This is a genomic window from Nocardia cyriacigeorgica (assembly GCF_029868385.1).
GTDB classification, from domain to species: Bacteria; Actinomycetota; Actinomycetes; order Mycobacteriales; family Mycobacteriaceae; genus Nocardia; species Nocardia cyriacigeorgica_F.
In genome coordinates this window covers 107,045-122,651 of record NZ_JARWNX010000061.1, presented here as the reverse complement: position 1 = coordinate 122,651, position 15,607 = coordinate 107,045, and the positions used below count along the sequence as shown (strand labels likewise).

Sequence of the window (15,607 nt, the reverse complement as noted above, 5' to 3'; positions counted from 1 at the left end):
CGGCTGGCCTGCTGATAATCAGGCCAGATACCGCGTACTGGATATGGATAAAAGGTCCAGTTGCGATGATGCTGGGCGAATGATTCGTCGATTGGTCGCGTTGTACGCGGGGTTGTGGTTGTACGGGTTCTCCATGGCCGTGATGGTGCGGGCGGGCCTCGGATTGGATCCGTGGGATGTGTTCCATCAGGGCGTGACCGCGCATGTGTCGCTGAGTTTCGGTGTGGTGACGGCGATTACGGGACTCGTGGTGTTGTTGGCGTGGATTCCGTTGCGGCAGCGGCCCGGTCTGGGAACCGTGAGCAATGTCGTGGTGATCGCGGTGTCGGTGGATGTGGGGCTGTGGATGCTGCCGTCATGGGAGCCGCTGCCCGTGCGGATCGGAGCCATGGGGGCGGCGGTGCTGCTCAACGCGGTGGCGACGGTGCTCTACATCGGTGCGGGTATGGGACCGGGACCGCGCGACGGTCTGATGACGGGCCTGGTGCGGCGCACCGGCCTGTCGGTCCGATTGGTGCGGACGGCGATCGAGGTCGCGGTGCTGTCGACGGGATGGCTGCTCGGTGGTTCGGTCGGTATCGGCACCGTGGTGTACGCGTTCGGGATCGGACCGTTGATCCAGGTGCTGATACCGCTCGCCGATCGTTGGCTGCCGGGGTTCAGGGAGATCGGCGCGCAGGAACCGGAACCCGTGCCGTCGACGGTGTAATGGGTTGTGCGCGCACGAGGTTTATCGGCCGCCTACGATGGGCGAACGGGAGATCTCCGTGGATGGGAGAGCGTGATGAACGACAGTGCGGGCGTGGTGGATCCGAACACGCCGAGTATCGCGCGGGTGTACGACTACCTGCTCGGCGGTAAGGACAACTACCCGGTCGATCAGGAGATCGGCGATCACTTCAAGATCAACCTGCCCGGTTCGGTGGCCATCGCCTTCGGTAATCGGCAGGCGCTGGCGCGCGGGGTGCGCGATATCGCCCGCAGCGGGGTGAAGCAGTTCATCGACCTGGGCAGTGGGCTCCCCACGGCCGATAATGTGCACCAGATCGCGGCCCGCTACACCGACGGCGCGAAGGTGGTCTACGTCGACAACGATCCGATCGTCCTGGCGCACGGTCGCGCTCTGCTGGCCACCGACCGCAACACCACGGTCGTACAGGCGGATGTTCGTGAGCCCGAGCGCATTCGCGCCAACGAGGAGATCGCCCGACTGATCGATTTCGACGAACCGGTCGCGGTCGTGTTCAGCGCGATCCTGCACCATCTCAACGACGATGAGGATCCGATCGGCGTGGTGTCCTACTGGCGCGATCAGATCCCGTCCGGCAGCCAGGTTTTCATCTCGCATTTCCGCTCCGGCGGCAATGCGGAGACCGAAGCGGCCGAGCAGAAACTCCAGGCGACCTTCGGTCGCGGCCGCTGGCGCACCGACGACGAGATCCGTGCCCTGTTCGCCGATCTCGAGATCCTCGAACCCGGTATCGTCCCGGCCGTCAGCTGGCGGCCGGACACCCCGGACGAATCCGATACCTCGATCAGCACCATCGGCACACCAGAAAGAGAACTGACGGTATGGGATCAGCTGATCGCCGCCGGACTGGCCCGCAAACCATGAGTCGTTCGGCACTTCCTGCGACGGCGCGCCGACCTGGCACTTGTCCGAGCGGCGGGTCTGTGCTGATCATGATCAGGTGTTGATTTCTGATGGGGTGATCGGGCTGCGGCAGATCACGGTGGCCGACGCACCGGCGCATCTGGCGGGGGAGGACGTGGAGTCGGCCCGATGGCGTGACGGTGGACGATCCACGATCCACACCGTCACGGCGCATTTTCAGCGGTGCGTCGCCGAATGGGAGGCAGACGGCGCGAGCAAGACGTTCGCGGTGGTGCGCGCCGAGGACGGTGTGCTGGTCGGGACGCTGGACATCCAGATCGACCAGGACTATCTGGCCGCACGGCAGGCGAACGTGGCCTACGGCATCTATCCGCCGTTCCGCCGCCAAGGCCTCGCCGCCCGCGCGGTGGTGCTGGCCTGCCGATACATCGCCACGCACGATCTGGCCGATGAGGCGGTGCTGCGGATCGACCCGGCGAACAAGGCCTCGGTGGCGGTGGCGCACCGGGTCGGCTTCGGCTACCACCACACCACCACCGAGCCGGACGGCGGCACACTCGACTGGTTCCTCCAGGTGGTGTGAGACCGTCTCAGCGTCGCAGGGCCTTACGTGCCAGCCAGTTGCCCAGGAACTGCACGCCCTGTACACCCGCGATGATGATCAGGGTCGCCACCAGCGTCACCTGCCAATCGAAGCGCTGATACCCGTAGACCAGTGCGAAGTCGCCGAGCCCGCCGCCGCCGACGGTGCCCGCCATCGCCGACATATCGACGATGGCGATCACGATGAAGGTGTAGCCGAGGATGAGCGGTCCCAAGGCCTCGGGAATCAACAAGGTGAGAATGATCCGCAGCGGGCCCGCACCGAGGGCGCGCGCCGCCTCGATGATGCCGGGGTCCACGGTGACCAGGTTCTGCTCCACGATCCTGGCGATCGCGAACGAGGCCGCGACGATCATCACGAAGGCCGCCGCATCGGTCCCGATGGTGGTGCCGACCACCTCGAGCGTCACCGGCCCCAGCGCGGCGAGCAGGATGATGAACGGGATCGGCCGCACCACGTTGACGAGCACATTGAGCACCAGATTGATCGGTGCGTTGGCCAGCAGACCACTCTTGCGGGTGGTGTAGAGCGCGGTGCCGAGCAACAGCCCGAGCAGCCCGCCGACGATGAACGTGACGCCGACCAGGTAGATGGTCGTCCCGATCGATTCCAGCAGCACCGGCCGCAGTTTGTCCCAATCGGTATGCACTACCGAACCTTTCCCGCGGGCAGCCGTTCGAGTTCGGTGACCACCTTCGCCACCGCGTCGGCAGGGCCGTCCAGTGCGAGGGTGAGACTGCCGAACGTCTTGTCCTGTAGCGTGCTCACCCCGCCGTAGACGACTTCGAATCCGACACCGGTGTGCGCGGCCAGCGCCAGCGCCGATCCGATGCCGTGCCGGTCGTCGATGTCCACCGAGACCAGCCGCCCGCTGTGCAGAGCGCGCAACCGGGTCAATTCGTCGGCGCCGGGGCGATTGTGCAGCACCGTGTCGACGAAGGACCGCGTCGGTGCCGCCTGCGGATCGGCGAAGACGTCGAAGGTGTGTGCCAGCTCGACGATGCGTCCCTCGGCCAGCACCGCCACCCGGTCGGCCACCGACCGGATCACATCCATTTCGTGGGTGATCACCACGATGGTCACGCCGAGTTCCTTGTTGATGGTGCGCAGCAGTCGCAGCACCTCGCGGGTCGTTTCGGGATCGAGCGCCGAGGTGGACTCGTCGGCGAGCAGCAGCGACGGTGAGGTCGCCAGCGCCCGTGCGATGCCGACCCGCTGCTTCTGCCCACCGGACAACTGATCGGGATAGCTGCCGGACTTATCGGCCAGGCCCACGAAATCGAGCAGTTCGGCGACCCGCGCCTTGCGTTCGGCCCGCGGCCACCGGGCGACCTTCAGCGGATATTCGACATTGCCCGCCGCGGTACGCGAGGTGAACAGGTTGAACTGCTGGAAGACCATCCCGATATCCCGGCGCGCGCGTCTGACCTGCGACTCCGGCACGCCGGATATCGGTTCCCCGCCCACGAGCACCGTGCCCGAGGTGGGCTTTTCCAAGCCGTTGATCAACCGCACCAGGGTGCTCTTACCCGCACCCGAGTAGCCGATGACGCCGAAGATCTCACCGCGTTCGATCCGCAGATCGACACCGTCGAGGGCGAGCTGTCGCTGCTTGCCCGTACCGAACGCCTTGGTGACAGCGCGGAACTCGACCGCGGGGGCGTCGGCGCTCACTTGCCGTCGCGGATCGTCTGCTGGACCCGCGCCAGGATCTGCTCCAGTTCGGGGCCGGGGCGTAGCACCTCGAGGGAGGTGCCCTTGGAGGTCTCCGCGACTGCCTGCTGCACCTCGGGGCTGTGCCAGATCTCCACAAGTTTCAGGTACGTCGGGTTGGTCTTATCGGCGGCTCGGGTGACGAAAGCGTTGATGTAGGGCTCGGCGCCGGGGCTGGCGGGGTCGTCCTTGTACAGCGCCGACTTCGGGTCGATGCCGGCCCGTTCGAGGTAGGTGTTGTTGATGATGGAGCCGTCCACCGAGGCCAGCGACAGCGCGGTCTGCGCGGCGTCGACCGGGGTGACCTGCACTGTCGAGGCTCCGGCGTCGACATCGGCCGGGGTCGGCTGGCCGCCGCCGCCGGTGAGTTTCAGCAACCCGGCCGATTGCAGCACGAACAGTGCCCTCGCCTGGTTGGTCGGATCGTTGGGAATCGCGATCGAAGCGCCCTTCGGGATGGCGGTGAGCGCATCGTGCTTTTTGGAGTACAGCCCCAGCGGCACGATCTGGGTGGCGCCGATCGGGGTCAGGTCATCATCGTTGGCGACGTTGTACTGGCCGAGGAACTGGAGATGCTGGAACAGGTTCACATCGATCTGCCGCTGGGACAGCGCCGAGTTCGGCTGGCTGTAATCGGAGAAGGTGACGATGTCGAGGGTGATGCCCGCATCCTCCGCCTTCTCTTCGAAGACCTCCCAGGCGTGATCGTCTTCGGTGGTGCCGATCCGCACGACGTCGCCGGAGGAGCTGTCCGAACCGCAGGCGGTGACGCCGAATGCGATGGCCGCTAGCAGGACCGGGACCGCAAGTACCCGCTGGAATTTCACTCGTGCTCCCGGAGGCTCGTCGTCGGATGGAACCCGGACAGCCAACCCGCAGCGGGCAGGGCGCGGCAATCATTGCGATCGTGATGAGACAAATCGGCGTCCACGGCCCGCCGGACGTTTAGATTGCCGGGCGATCAGTCGGGCTCGGCGAGCGCGCGCAGGTGGTTCGCCGTATCGGGATCGGCGGGGAAGTACGCTTCCACCGCGATATCGTCGAGCGTGACGTCGAAGGCCGCGCCGAAGGTGGTGATGGTGTTGAACAGGCGCAGCACGGCGCCACGGTGTTCGAGTTCTATGGGGAGCGCGATATCGGCGGCATCGATGTGCGCGTGACCGGATTCACCGAAGGCGGCCAGTTCCCGATGGAGGCTGTACAGGTCCGCGTCACCGGTCTGCGCGGCCTGTCGGGCCAGGCGCGGGAGCAGGAAGCCGCGTACCCGGTCGAGATTGCGGAGCCGGTGCGCGAAGCCCTTGGGGTGCAGGCCCAGCCGCATCATATTGATCGGTTGTGCCAGTAGCTCCGGCGCAACGCCCGCGAAGAAGACCTCGGCCGCGTCATTGGCGAACAGCAGATTCCATCGGTGATCCACGGCCAGCGCAGGGTAGGGGGTATGGCTGTCGATGATGCGGCGCACCGCGGTCAGCGCCGCCGCCAGGTCCGGATCGTCGAGCGGCCGCTGCCGATAGGCGGGTGCGTGCCCCGCGGCGATGAGCAGCCGATTACGTTCCCGCAGCGGGATGTTCAATTGCTCGGCCAGCCGCAGCACCATGGTCGGACTCGGCACGGTGCGGCCGGTTTCGACGAAGCTGATATGTCTGCTCGAGACGCCTGCCCGCACCGACAGCTCGAGCTGGCTGAGTCCGCGCCGGACACGCCACTCCCGCAGCAGCTCACCGGCCCCGCGCTGATCATGCACCGGATCAGTATCGCCCGCAGCCTCGGACGTGACCATTACATGGCAGGTAATCGACAGCCTCCGGCCGCGGTGCGACGGTGGTGCCATGACCGACAACGACATCGCCCTGCGGAACAAACAACTGATCCTCGACGGGTTGGCGCGCTTCGCCACCGGTGATATCGAGGTGCTGCGCGAACTGCTGCACCCGGACTTCATCGAACACAGCCCCGGCAATCCGTCGGGCCGGGACGCATTCATCGATGTCATCGCCGACGCTCCGGTGGCCTCGGCGCGGCTCGACATCAAACGGGTCGTCGCGGACGCCGATCACGTGGTGGTGCACTACCACATGGTCGAGGCCGACCACCCGCGTGGCCTGGCTGTCACCGATATCTGGCGGCTGGTGGACGGCCTGATCACCGAGCACTGGGATGTGGTGCAGGCGGTGCCGGACGCGGCGGAGATTCCGCACGGCATGTTCTGAGGGTTGGTGGTGGGGTGCGTCATCGTCCCGCTCGGGGCCGCCAGGAGGGGCCGCCGAGTCGCCTATGGCCAGGTGGCCTCGCGATTGACTGTCGATGACGTGATGGGACAGGCTGCTCGATAGCGGCAGAGCGGTCCGAGGTGCGGGCATCATGCACCCCGACCATCGGTGACGCGTCCTTCGGTGAAAGGGGAAACCAGTGTCCGACAAGCAATCACATTCCGGAACCCGGCCCGCGGCCTGGTACGAGAACTGGACCGAAGGCGCGGAATCGCCCTGGCGGGACCGGCCCGAGCCCGCCGACGAGCACGAATACCCCACCCTGACCTACGTGCGCGATGGACGCATCGCGCGACTCACCTTCAACCGGCCGGACAAGGGCAACACCATCACCCCGGACACGCCACGTGATCTGGCCCATGCGGTGGAGCGCGCCGACCTCGACCCGCGGGTGCACGTCATTCTGCTCTCCGGGCGGGGCAAGGGCTTCTGCGGCGGCTACGACCTGGACATGTTCGCCGAACAGGGGTTCGCCACCGCAGACGGCGCCGACGAGGTCACCGGCACGGTCGTTGACCCGGTCGTCAACGCGATCAACCACAACCCGTGGGGCGTCTGGGATCCGATGATCGACTACGCGATGATGAGCCGCTTCAACAGAGGTTTCGCCAGTCTCCTGCACGCGAACAAACCGACCGTGGCCAAACTGCACGGTTTCGCCATCGCGGGCGGCACCGATATCGCCCTGTACGCCGATCAGATCATCTGCGCCGAGGACACCAAGATCGGCTATCCGCCCACCCGCACCTGGGGCGTGCCCGCCGGTGGCATGTGGGCGCATCGGCTCGGCGATCAGCGCGCCAAACGGCTACTGTTCACCGGCGACTGTCTCAGCGGTAAACAGGCCGAGGAGTGGGGGCTTGCCGTCGAATCCTGTCCCACCGACGAGCTGGACGAACGCACCGAAGCGCTGGTGCAGCGTATCGCGCGGATGCCGGTGAACCAGCTGATGATGGCGAAGCTCGCCTTGAATTCCGCGCTGAACGCCCAGGGTGTGGCCAACTCCTCGATGATCAGCACCGTATTCGACGGCATGTCCCGACACACCCGCGAGGGTTATGCGTTTCAGCTGCGGGCCGCCACCGTCGGCTTCCGGGAGGCGGTACGCGAGCGTGATGAGCCGTACGGCGATTACAAGCGCGCGCAGTTCGAGCGCTGAACACCGCACCGGGAACCTTCACCCGCCGGTTGTGGCAGCCGAACCGGCGTGCCACCCCGCTTCGATGAATTTCCGGCTCGGAGATCGTCCCTACAGATATGACCACACGTGTGCTCGAAACCGCCGAGGCCGATATCGCCTATGACGTGTACGGCCCATTGCCCACCGCCGACGGCCGCCCACCGTTGCTGATGATCGCCCAGCCCATGGATGCCAGCGGGTTCGTCGCGCTGGCCGGGCATTTCCCCGACCGCACGGTGGTCGCCTACGACCCACGCGGTATGGGCCGGAGCACCCGCAAGGACGGCCGGACCGACAACGCACCGCTCGTCCAGGCCGAAGACGTGCACGCGTTGATCGAGGCGCTCGGTGCGGGCCCGGTCGAACTGTTCGCCAGCAGCGGCGGCGCGATCACAGCGCTCGCGCTGGTCGCGGCGCATCCAGGGGATGTGGTCACGCTGGTCGGGCATGAACCGCCGCTGATCACGCTGCTGCCCGATGCGGCGGCGGCCGACCGCGCCAGGACCAGGACGCGTGATGCCTACGTCGCCGGCGGCTTCGGTGCCGGGATGGCCGAGTTCATCGCGATGACCTCGTGGCGGGGCGAATTCACCGACGAATACTTCGCGCAACCTGCGGCCGATCCGGCCCAGTTCGGTCTCCCCACCGAGGACGACGGCGCCCGCGACGATCCGCTGCTGTCGGACCGCTCCTGGGCGTTCTCCGACTATCACCCCGATCTCGCGGCCCTCGCCGCGGCGCCGACTCGGATCGTGATCGCTGTCGGTGAGGAGTCGCTCGGCGTGCTCACCGGGCGTACCGCCGTGGCCACGGCCGAACTGCTCGGTGCACAGCCGGTGGTGTTCCCGAGCCATCACGGCGGATTCCTCGGCGGCGAGTTCGGCTATGCCGGGCAGCCCGAGGCGTTCGCGCACAAGCTGCGGGAAGTGCTCGACGACAAGCGGTGAGGTGGTCGATCAGGGCGTGTGCCGACGCGCGCGCCCTACTCCCACAGCGGGTCCGGTAGCAGGCCCTCGGAGGTGCGGAAGCGTCGGGCGAATCCGGCGAGCAGGTCCTGTGATTCGGGGGAGAGGTCGACGGCAAGCCGCATCAACCGCCGGAAATGCGGGTCGGAGAACTCGCCGACCAGCTCCGCCTGTGTCGCGCCGGGACGTGGACCAGTGGAATAGGAATCCCGTACCGCACCCACTTCAACGCTCCCGATCACCTAGATGTTGATAGGTAACTTACCGGCAAACCTGGCAGAACGCCGGGGATATCGCGCATTCCGTGTCGGCGAGTTGCCCGAGAAGTATTGAGCACAGCACTGTTTGGTGATGTCGAACTCCCATCCGTGGTGGTCCACTTGTCAGGAGTGGGAAGTTCGACCGCCGCGCGCTGCCTCGAAGGCAGTGATCCGCGCGGCGGAGGAGATGGGTTCCCGGTGGACAGCACACGGTTGGCAACCATATGGCTCGGTGTGCTGTGCTCAGCGGCCGGTCGGTCTGGGTCTGGATGCCGCCACGCCGGATGCGCTGCGGAGCACACCGACCGCCTGACTCGTGGGGTACGACTCCGGCCAGGCCGTACCCCACGGGGTTGGGTGGCGATCAGCTCGCTTCGGGTGCGGCGACCTCGCGGAGACGGCCGTCGCTCAGCTCGAGCCAGCGCTGCACTCGGATATCGGCGAGGAAGCGTTCATCATGGCTCACCACGACGAACGCGCCGCGGTAGGCGTCGAGCGCGCTCACCAGCTGGCCGACGCTGACCAGGTCGAGATTGTTGGTCGGCTCGTCCAGCAGCAGCAATTGCGGCGCCGGTTCGGCGAACAGCACACACGCGAGGGTGGCGCGCAACCGTTCGCCGCCGGACAGCGCCCCGACCGGCAGCTGTACGCGCGAGCCGCGGAACAGGAAGCGCGCCAACAGATTCATCCGTTGCGCATCGGGCAGATTCGGGGCGAACGCGGCCAGATTGGCGGCGATGCTGCGGTCCGGATCGAGCAGGTCGAGTCGCTGGGACAGATAGGCGACCCGGCCCTCCGCACGACTGATCGTCCCCGTGTCGGGCATCAGATCGCCGTGCACGAGACGCAGCAGGGTGGACTTGCCCACTCCGTTGGGGCCGGTCACGGCGATGCGTTCGGGGCCGCGAATGGCCAGATCGGCGCCGTCTCCGGCGAAGATCTGACGGTCGCCGAACCCGAACCGCAGCCGTTCGCCGAGGAATACGGTCCGCCCGGCCGGTACCTCGGTACCGGGCAGTTCGAGGGCGATCTTCTGTTCGGCGCGCAGCGCCCGCCCGGCCTCGTCCAGTTTCGCCTTGGCGGCGTCGACCCGAGCGCTGTGGGTCTCGTCGGCCTTACCCGCCGATTCCTGGGCGTTACGTTTCATCGTCCCGGCGAAGATCTTCGGCAGCCCGGCGTTGCCGAGATTGCGGGCGGCGGTGCTCGCCCGGCGCGCGGCGCGTTCCCTGGCCTGTTGTAATTCGCGCTTCTCGCGCTTGACCTCCTGTTCGGCGGTGCGGATGTTCTTCTCGGCGATTTCGCGTTCGGCTCGGACGGCAGCCTCGTAGGCGGTGAAATTGCCGCCGTGGAAACGGATATCGCCGCTGTGCAGTTCGGCGATCCGGTCCATACGATCGAGCAGGGCGCGGTCGTGGCTGACCAGTAACAGGCACCCGCTCCAATCACCGAGCACGTCGTAGAGCCTGTGCCGCGCTGCCAGATCGAGATTGTTGGTCGGCTCATCGAGCAACAGGACGTCGGGCCTGCGTAACAGCTGTGCGGCGAGCCCGAGCGAGACGATCTGGCCGCCGCTGAGCGTATGCAGACGGCGGGTGAACGGGATGCCGCCGAGGCCGAGCCGGTCGAGCTGGGCACGGGTGCGTTCCTCGATATCCCAGTCGGCGCCGATCGTGGTGAAATGCTCCTCGGCGGTGTCACCGGATTCGACGGCGTCGAGGGCCGCGAGTATCGGTGCGATGCCGAGGATTTCGGCGACGGTGAGATCGCCCGTCAACGGCAGCGTCTGCGGCAGATAGCCGAGCACACCGTCGACGGCGACGTTGCCGCCGCTGGGCCGCAGGTCTCCGGCGATCAGGCGCAGCAGAGTGGATTTGCCCGCACCGTTCGGTGCGACCAGGCCGGTGCGTCCGCCGGGGACGCTGAACGACAGTTCCCGGAACACCGGGGTGTCATCGGGCCAGGTGAAGGTCAGGTTCGAGCAGACGACATAGGTATCGGACATGGAGGAGACCTCGGGTGTCGGCGGGCGCGTGCGACGCGGCTTCCGCGGATGGATGGACGAACGTCGACATGGCCACGACAGCGGCGCCGTGCGCCTGCTGGTGGCCGTCAGAGCCGGGTGACCCCGGAGATGTCGAGTTCACCTACCATGCCGGTACTCCCTGTGTTCGATCAGTCCTGGTCGACGAGGATAGCAGCCGAAGCCGCATCCGCCGCGGGTGTGTTGGCCGATACGAGGACGGCGCCGAGCGCTCCGGCGGCCTCGAGCAGGGCGTGTGAACGACTGGTGATATCGGCCTCACGCACGGCCAGCGCGGCCGCGATGTCCTCGGATCGGCGGCCGCGCGGCAGGTCCGGGACCAATGCGCGCAACGTGTCGATGCGGTATCCGGCGCGCCGCAGCTGATGGATGATGCGGGCATCGCGTACCTGGGCGGGGGAGTAGCGGCGGGTGCCCGCGGCGGTGACCCGGTCGGGAACGACCAGCCGCTCGGCATCCCAGTGTCGCAGGGTCGATGGGCGCACGCCGAGCGCGTCGGCCAGCTCGGACACGCTCATCGCATCCGATGCGTGGACGTCGGTGATCGGTTCGGCCGAGATCGCGGCGGCGGCGGCCTTCGCCATCCGTAGGTCCGTGCGTTCGCGGTCGAGCCGGGCGTGCGCGGCGTCGAGCAGGGCGAGTGCCTCGCCGACGGGCTCCCGGTGCGCCACCCGCATGATGCGTTTGGCCTCGACCGGGCCGACGCCGGCGGCCAGCGCACGATAGGCCAGGGCGGATCGCAGATGGATCTCGTCGTAGCCGCGGTAGCCCGCGGCAGTGCGCGTCGTCGGGGGCAGCACCCCGTCGCGTTCGAGATTGCGGATCTGCTGCACCGAGTATCCGGCCAGCCGCGCGATATCGACCGTCCGCATCGGTGAATGGCGGGTTGGCACCGGTATCTCCTCGATGACCAGCAGGGTTTCCGACGAAAGTCTCCACAAGCACTTTAATGAAACGCTGGAGCACATGACCATCGACGAGATCATCGACTTCGTGACGGGCCTCGACAGCGTGCTCACCCTCCGGCCGGGCCCCGAGGACGGTTCGCCGGAGATCGCGTGGGGTGACATCTTCTTCTACTACTCACCCAGCGGGGTCGTCCCCACCACCACACAGCCTTTCGCCACGATCGTGACCAAGAACTATCCGGGCGATGAGCAGTCGGGCCTCGACCGGCCCGATGCGTTCCGCGTGAATATCGCCGTGGGCAAAGAGTTGTTCGTCCGCTGGACCGGCCACGCACCGCGCGATACGGACCCGGCCACCGATTTCACCGTTACCGACACCGTGCTGCCCCACCCCGTCTACGCCTCGGCGGGGTGGCTTGCGGTCGTGCGTCCCGGACCTCGAACCGAGGAGACGGTGCGGGAACTACTGCGGTCGGCCTACGACCGCGCGCGTTCGCGGCATGATCGTCGCGCGGGTTCCTCGGGCGACCGACACCACGATCGGTGACGGGCCGGGCGAGCGACGGTCCGTCACCGACGCAGGCGACCCGTACGGGCGAGATTGCGTTTGACCGCTGTCGGCAGGCCGGGGGAATCGGCCTCGATATCGGGTTCGGCGGGATCGGCGCGGACGAACAGTGTGATGGTGGTCGACGCCTGGAATCCATTGCGCGACATCAGTTTCGATGAAGCCTCATTGCTCGATTCGACATCGGTGACGATATGGCGGGCACCACGCGCGAACAGTGCGTCACAGCAGGCTTCGACGAGTCTGCCCGCGATGCCGTGGCCCTGCATATCCGCGGCGACGGCGATCCATTCCAGATAGCCCCAGTCGTCGCGCAGTTCGAATTCCATGGACCCGAGGACGAATCCGACCACCCGATCGGAGTCGAGCGCCACCCAGCACGCGTTGTCGGGGCTGTCGAGATGTTCGGCGATCGTGGTCAGCGACCACGAGGTGTAGGGCTTGACGGAGGTGTCGTAGACCTCGTGGCCGAGGTCGAGGACCTGACGGAGATGGCCGAGGCCCATGGGGACGATCGCGATGGCGGGGTCCATGCGAACAGTTTGCCAGCGGTATGCGCGATTCAGGCGCCTTTGCGGGTGGCGGTTTTCTTGGCGGTCGTCTTCTTGGCCGGGGCGCTTTTACTCGCTGTCTTCTTCGCGGTGCTTTTCTTCGCCGGTGCGGCACGCTTCTTACCGTCATCGGAGCGGCGGCCGCTGGCTTCCAGACTGCGCTGCAATGCGGCGACCAGATCGACCACTTCGGCGTCCTGGGCGGCGGGTTCGGCCTCGGGTTGTTCGGCGACCTTGCCGGTTCCGCTGGCGATGGCCTCGTCCAGCACCCGTTTGAGTTCGATCTGATATTCGTCGGTGAACTCACTAGGATCGAAATCCTCCGACATGGAATCGACGAGCGTCTCGGCCATCTTGATTTCCTGTGGGCGCGGCGCGGTCGCGTTCTCCAGCGATTCGAACGACACCGAGCGCACCTCGTCGGGCCACAGCAGCGTCTGGAGTACCAGCATGCCGTCGCGGACGCGCAGGGCCGCCAGGCGGGTCTTCTGCCGGAGCGTGAAATGCACCAGCGCGGTGCGTTCGATCCGTTCCAGGGTGGCGGCCAGCAGCACATAGGCCTTCGGCGTGGTCGAATCGGGTTCGAGATAGTAGGTCTTGTCGAACAGGATCGGATCGATCTGATCGGTCGGCACGAATTGCAGTACCGGAATCTCGTGTTTCTCGGCGACCGGCAGTTTCGCGAAATCCTCGTCGGTGAGGATCACCTTGTCCCCCTCGGGGGATTCATAGGCCTTGTCGATATCGGCGTATTGGACCGAGTTCCCACAGACCGAGCAGACACGGTCGTATTTGATCCGACCGCCGTCCTTGGCGTGGACCTGGTGGAATCTGATGTCGTGGTCCTCGGTGGCGGTATAGACCTTCACCGGGACATTGACCAGCCCGAACGCGATCGAGCCTTTCCAGATTGACCGCATCACTCCATCATGGACGAACTGCGCCGACCTCGCTCGCCAAACGGTAACCGGAGTGTCGCTGCCGCGATCCGGACGCGCAGCGGTCGCGGAAGTCGGATGAACAGTGTGCGCATGGCGTCGGCGGTGCCTACCGCGTCGGTGCGGCCGGAGAGGTACGCGCGCTGTAGGTCGGGCGGCAGGTCGAAGAAGGCGTCGAAGAATATGGGGAGATCGGCGGATGGGAGCCGCAGCAGCGCGCGCAACCCGGCGTTGCGTAGCCCGTGCACGACCCGGCCGGTCGGCGGCCACGGTGGATCGCCCGCGGCGACGGTGTCGGCGGCGGCGAGCGCGGCGGCCACGCTGTAACCGGTGGCCGGGTGGAGGAAACCGCCGGCCGCACCGAAGCGGAAGCGCCCCGGCCTGCCGCCACTGACCGGGAACCGCACGCGCTCGATACGTTCACTGCCGTCGAGATCGATCCCGCGCGCCCGCAGGCGCCGGTGCAGCCGGGCGGCAAGTTCGGTCTGGCCGAGGGCGGGGCGTCCGGCGAGGCAGGTCTCCTCGAACAGCATCGCGCCTCCGCCCAGCGGCACCGCGTACAGAAACGAACGAGGGGCGTCGACCGGTGCGCCGTTGTCCAGGCGCCAGTCCATGAACAGCGGTGTCGTCCCGGCGCAACGGTCGGCGGGCACGACGACGCCGTAGGCGGTCTGCTCGGCCCGCGACGGCGACCGCGCCAGGCCGCGCGCATCGATGACGCGTTCGGCTCCCAGCACCGCTCCCGACGCCAGCGTCGCGGTGTGCCTGGTGAGGGCCATCGCGCGATCGGTGTGCACCTCGGCGCCGGTGATGTCGAGTGACTCGCGCAGCCGTTCGGTGTCGAGCACGGTGTACCGGCGAGCGATGTGGTGCTCGCGGTCGCCCCAGGCGACGGGCTGGTCGACGCTGGCCGCCGCCACTTCACGGTCGAGCCATTCGGGTAGCTCGTCGTCCCAGACCGCGTATGTTGCCGTCCACGCCCGATGCGGCACCGGATCGACCACCGTGACCGACGCGCCGCGCACCAGACACCGATGCGCGAGCGCTCGACCGGCCGGGCCGAGTCCACAGATGAGGACGTCGGTGGTCATCGGGTGATCGCGCGGTTGGTCGGCACCGAACGGGCGAGCGCCGCGCACGTGCGCCCGGAATCGACGTGGGTCGGACGCCCGGCGAGCGAGCACGCTCTGGTCCTCGGCCATGGGCGGCTCGTCATGGCATGCCCACCGCGGCGGTAGCACGGCATCAGGTCGGACACGGCGAATCCTTCCTCGGGCGCGCCATCGTGGGCCGGATCAGTCAACCCGACGCGCTGTCGGTCGCCGCCGCGGCCCGCGCGGCGAAGCCGTCGCAGAGCGCGTCCAGCCCGAGTTGCAGCAGATCGATCTGGGCGAAGCGGCCGTCGTCGGCCCCTTCGAGATCGGCCAGTGCGGGCGGCACCGGATGCAGTGGGTTACCGGCCAGCAGCGCGCGGAGCCCGTTCTCGTCGTCGGAGTCGAGGCCCTTGCTGGTCAGTAGCGCGGAACTGATGTGCGGCAGCGTCGCGCCGGAGATGTAGTTCCACACGGCGAACGACATCTGGGTGGCTTCGTGAGTGGAGACGTTCAACTCGCGGAAGCCTTCGACCAGCCACGCCAGACAGCCCATGCTGCTGGGGCCGAAGCTGTAGCGCGGCACCGCGAAGGTCAGCAGCACCCACGGATGCTGCTGGTAGAGGTCCCAGTCGATCCGGGCGGCGATCCGGACGCGATCACGCCAGGTCCAGTTCCGCTCGGCCGTCGACGGGTACGGGTAGCGGCCCGCGACCTCGTCGGTCATCGCGGCGATCAGCTCGTCCTTGTTGGTGACGTGCCGGTACAGCGACATGGCGCCGACGCCGAGTCGATCGGCGATGCGGCGCATGGACAGCGCGTCCAGGCCATCGCTGTCGGCCAGCTCGATCGCCACGTCGACGATGGCGGCCTTTGTGAGCTTCGGCTCGGTCATCCCATGAC

General features: G+C 67.1%; 18 protein-coding genes. 7 read left to right on the top strand and 11 right to left on the bottom strand.

The features are described 5' to 3' along the window. The first annotated feature begins 79 nt into the window (after positions 1-79). The 3 genes from QH168_RS22155 to QH168_RS22145 all read left to right on the top strand — a co-directional run bounded on the left by QH168_RS22155 (position 80) and on the right by QH168_RS22145 (position 2,198). On the top strand, positions 80-709 hold the full coding sequence (locus tag QH168_RS22155; protein WP_280236690.1) for a YczE/YyaS/YitT family protein: 630 nt from the start codon (positions 80-82) through the stop codon (positions 707-709). A 75-nt stretch (positions 710-784) separates the two neighbouring features. Then, the gene (locus tag QH168_RS22150; protein ID WP_280236689.1) at positions 785-1,615 is read left to right on the top strand and encodes an SAM-dependent methyltransferase; all 831 of its coding nucleotides are present in this window, start codon (positions 785-787) and stop codon (positions 1,613-1,615) included. A gap of 76 nt (positions 1,616-1,691) precedes the next feature. Next, the gene (locus tag QH168_RS22145; RefSeq protein WP_280236688.1) at positions 1,692-2,198 is read left to right on the top strand and encodes a GNAT family N-acetyltransferase; all 507 of its coding nucleotides are present in this window, start codon (positions 1,692-1,694) and stop codon (positions 2,196-2,198) included. Positions 2,199-2,205: 7 nt separating this feature from the next. Here the strand turns inward: QH168_RS22145 and QH168_RS22140 are convergent, their stop codons facing one another. The 4 genes from QH168_RS22140 to QH168_RS22125 form a co-directional block, all read right to left on the bottom strand. Further along, a complete protein-coding gene (locus QH168_RS22140; protein WP_280236687.1) occupies positions 2,206-2,868 on the bottom strand; it encodes a methionine ABC transporter permease in 663 nt (220 codons plus the stop codon). Beyond that, on the bottom strand, positions 2,868-3,893 hold the full coding sequence (locus tag QH168_RS22135; RefSeq protein WP_280236686.1) for a methionine ABC transporter ATP-binding protein: 1,026 nt from the start codon (positions 3,891-3,893) through the stop codon (positions 2,868-2,870). The genes QH168_RS22140 and QH168_RS22135 overlap by 1 nt, the downstream gene beginning before the upstream one ends. Beyond that, positions 3,890-4,759, bottom strand: coding sequence for a MetQ/NlpA family ABC transporter substrate-binding protein (locus QH168_RS22130; RefSeq protein ID WP_280236685.1), 870 nt, complete (start codon positions 4,757-4,759; stop codon positions 3,890-3,892). The genes QH168_RS22135 and QH168_RS22130 overlap by 4 nt, the downstream gene beginning before the upstream one ends. Before the next feature lie 134 nt (positions 4,760-4,893). Beyond that, positions 4,894-5,712 (bottom strand): helix-turn-helix domain-containing protein, encoded by an 819-nt coding sequence (locus tag QH168_RS22125; protein WP_280236684.1) that lies wholly within the window; start codon positions 5,710-5,712, stop codon positions 4,894-4,896. A gap of 49 nt (positions 5,713-5,761) precedes the next feature. On the opposite strand from QH168_RS22125, the gene QH168_RS22120 reads away from it, so the two are divergent. From QH168_RS22120 to QH168_RS22110, 3 genes are all read left to right on the top strand, one after another. Next, the gene (locus QH168_RS22120) at positions 5,762-6,142 is read left to right on the top strand and encodes a nuclear transport factor 2 family protein (RefSeq protein ID WP_280236683.1); all 381 of its coding nucleotides are present in this window, start codon (positions 5,762-5,764) and stop codon (positions 6,140-6,142) included. 199 nt (positions 6,143-6,341) lie between these two features. Then, on the top strand, positions 6,342-7,361 hold the full coding sequence (locus tag QH168_RS22115) for a crotonase/enoyl-CoA hydratase family protein (RefSeq protein WP_280236682.1): 1,020 nt from the start codon (positions 6,342-6,344) through the stop codon (positions 7,359-7,361). A 98-nt stretch (positions 7,362-7,459) separates the two neighbouring features. Next, positions 7,460-8,329: an alpha/beta fold hydrolase gene (locus QH168_RS22110; RefSeq protein ID WP_280236681.1), complete on the top strand. Its 870-nt coding sequence runs from the start codon at positions 7,460-7,462 to the stop codon at positions 8,327-8,329. Between the two features lie 35 nt (positions 8,330-8,364). On the opposite strand, the gene QH168_RS22105 is transcribed toward QH168_RS22110, so the two are convergent. From QH168_RS22105 to QH168_RS22095, 3 genes are all read right to left on the bottom strand, one after another. Then, entirely contained in the window at positions 8,365-8,589 is a 225-nt protein-coding gene (locus QH168_RS22105) for a hypothetical protein (protein ID WP_280236680.1), read from the bottom strand. 382 nt (positions 8,590-8,971) lie between these two features. Next, entirely contained in the window at positions 8,972-10,609 is a 1,638-nt protein-coding gene (locus QH168_RS22100) for an ABC-F family ATP-binding cassette domain-containing protein (protein ID WP_280236679.1), read from the bottom strand. Positions 10,610-10,779: 170 nt separating this feature from the next. Next, positions 10,780-11,541 carry a MerR family transcriptional regulator gene (locus QH168_RS22095; RefSeq protein ID WP_280236678.1) on the bottom strand — a complete coding sequence of 254 codons (762 nt, stop codon included), beginning with the start codon at positions 11,539-11,541 and terminating at the stop codon, positions 10,780-10,782. 73 nt (positions 11,542-11,614) lie between these two features. On the opposite strand from QH168_RS22095, the gene QH168_RS22090 reads away from it, so the two are divergent. Next, complete coding sequence (locus QH168_RS22090) at positions 11,615-12,103, top strand: DUF6194 family protein (RefSeq protein WP_280236677.1); 489 nt, start codon at positions 11,615-11,617, stop codon at positions 12,101-12,103. 23 nt (positions 12,104-12,126) lie between these two features. On the opposite strand, the gene QH168_RS22085 is transcribed toward QH168_RS22090, so the two are convergent. From QH168_RS22085 to QH168_RS22070, 4 genes are all read right to left on the bottom strand, one after another. Then, positions 12,127-12,657: a GNAT family N-acetyltransferase gene (locus QH168_RS22085; protein ID WP_280236676.1), complete on the bottom strand. Its 531-nt coding sequence runs from the start codon at positions 12,655-12,657 to the stop codon at positions 12,127-12,129. 29 nt (positions 12,658-12,686) lie between these two features. Beyond that, positions 12,687-13,595, bottom strand: coding sequence for a Ku protein (locus QH168_RS22080; RefSeq protein WP_280236675.1), 909 nt, complete (start codon positions 13,593-13,595; stop codon positions 12,687-12,689). Next, positions 13,595-14,704: a lycopene cyclase family protein gene (locus QH168_RS22075; protein WP_280236674.1), complete on the bottom strand. Its 1,110-nt coding sequence runs from the start codon at positions 14,702-14,704 to the stop codon at positions 13,595-13,597. The genes QH168_RS22080 and QH168_RS22075 overlap by 1 nt, the downstream gene beginning before the upstream one ends. A gap of 208 nt (positions 14,705-14,912) precedes the next feature. Next, positions 14,913-15,599 (bottom strand): TetR/AcrR family transcriptional regulator, encoded by a 687-nt coding sequence (locus QH168_RS22070; RefSeq protein ID WP_280236673.1) that lies wholly within the window; start codon positions 15,597-15,599, stop codon positions 14,913-14,915. Between the last annotated feature and the right edge of the window lie 8 nt (positions 15,600-15,607).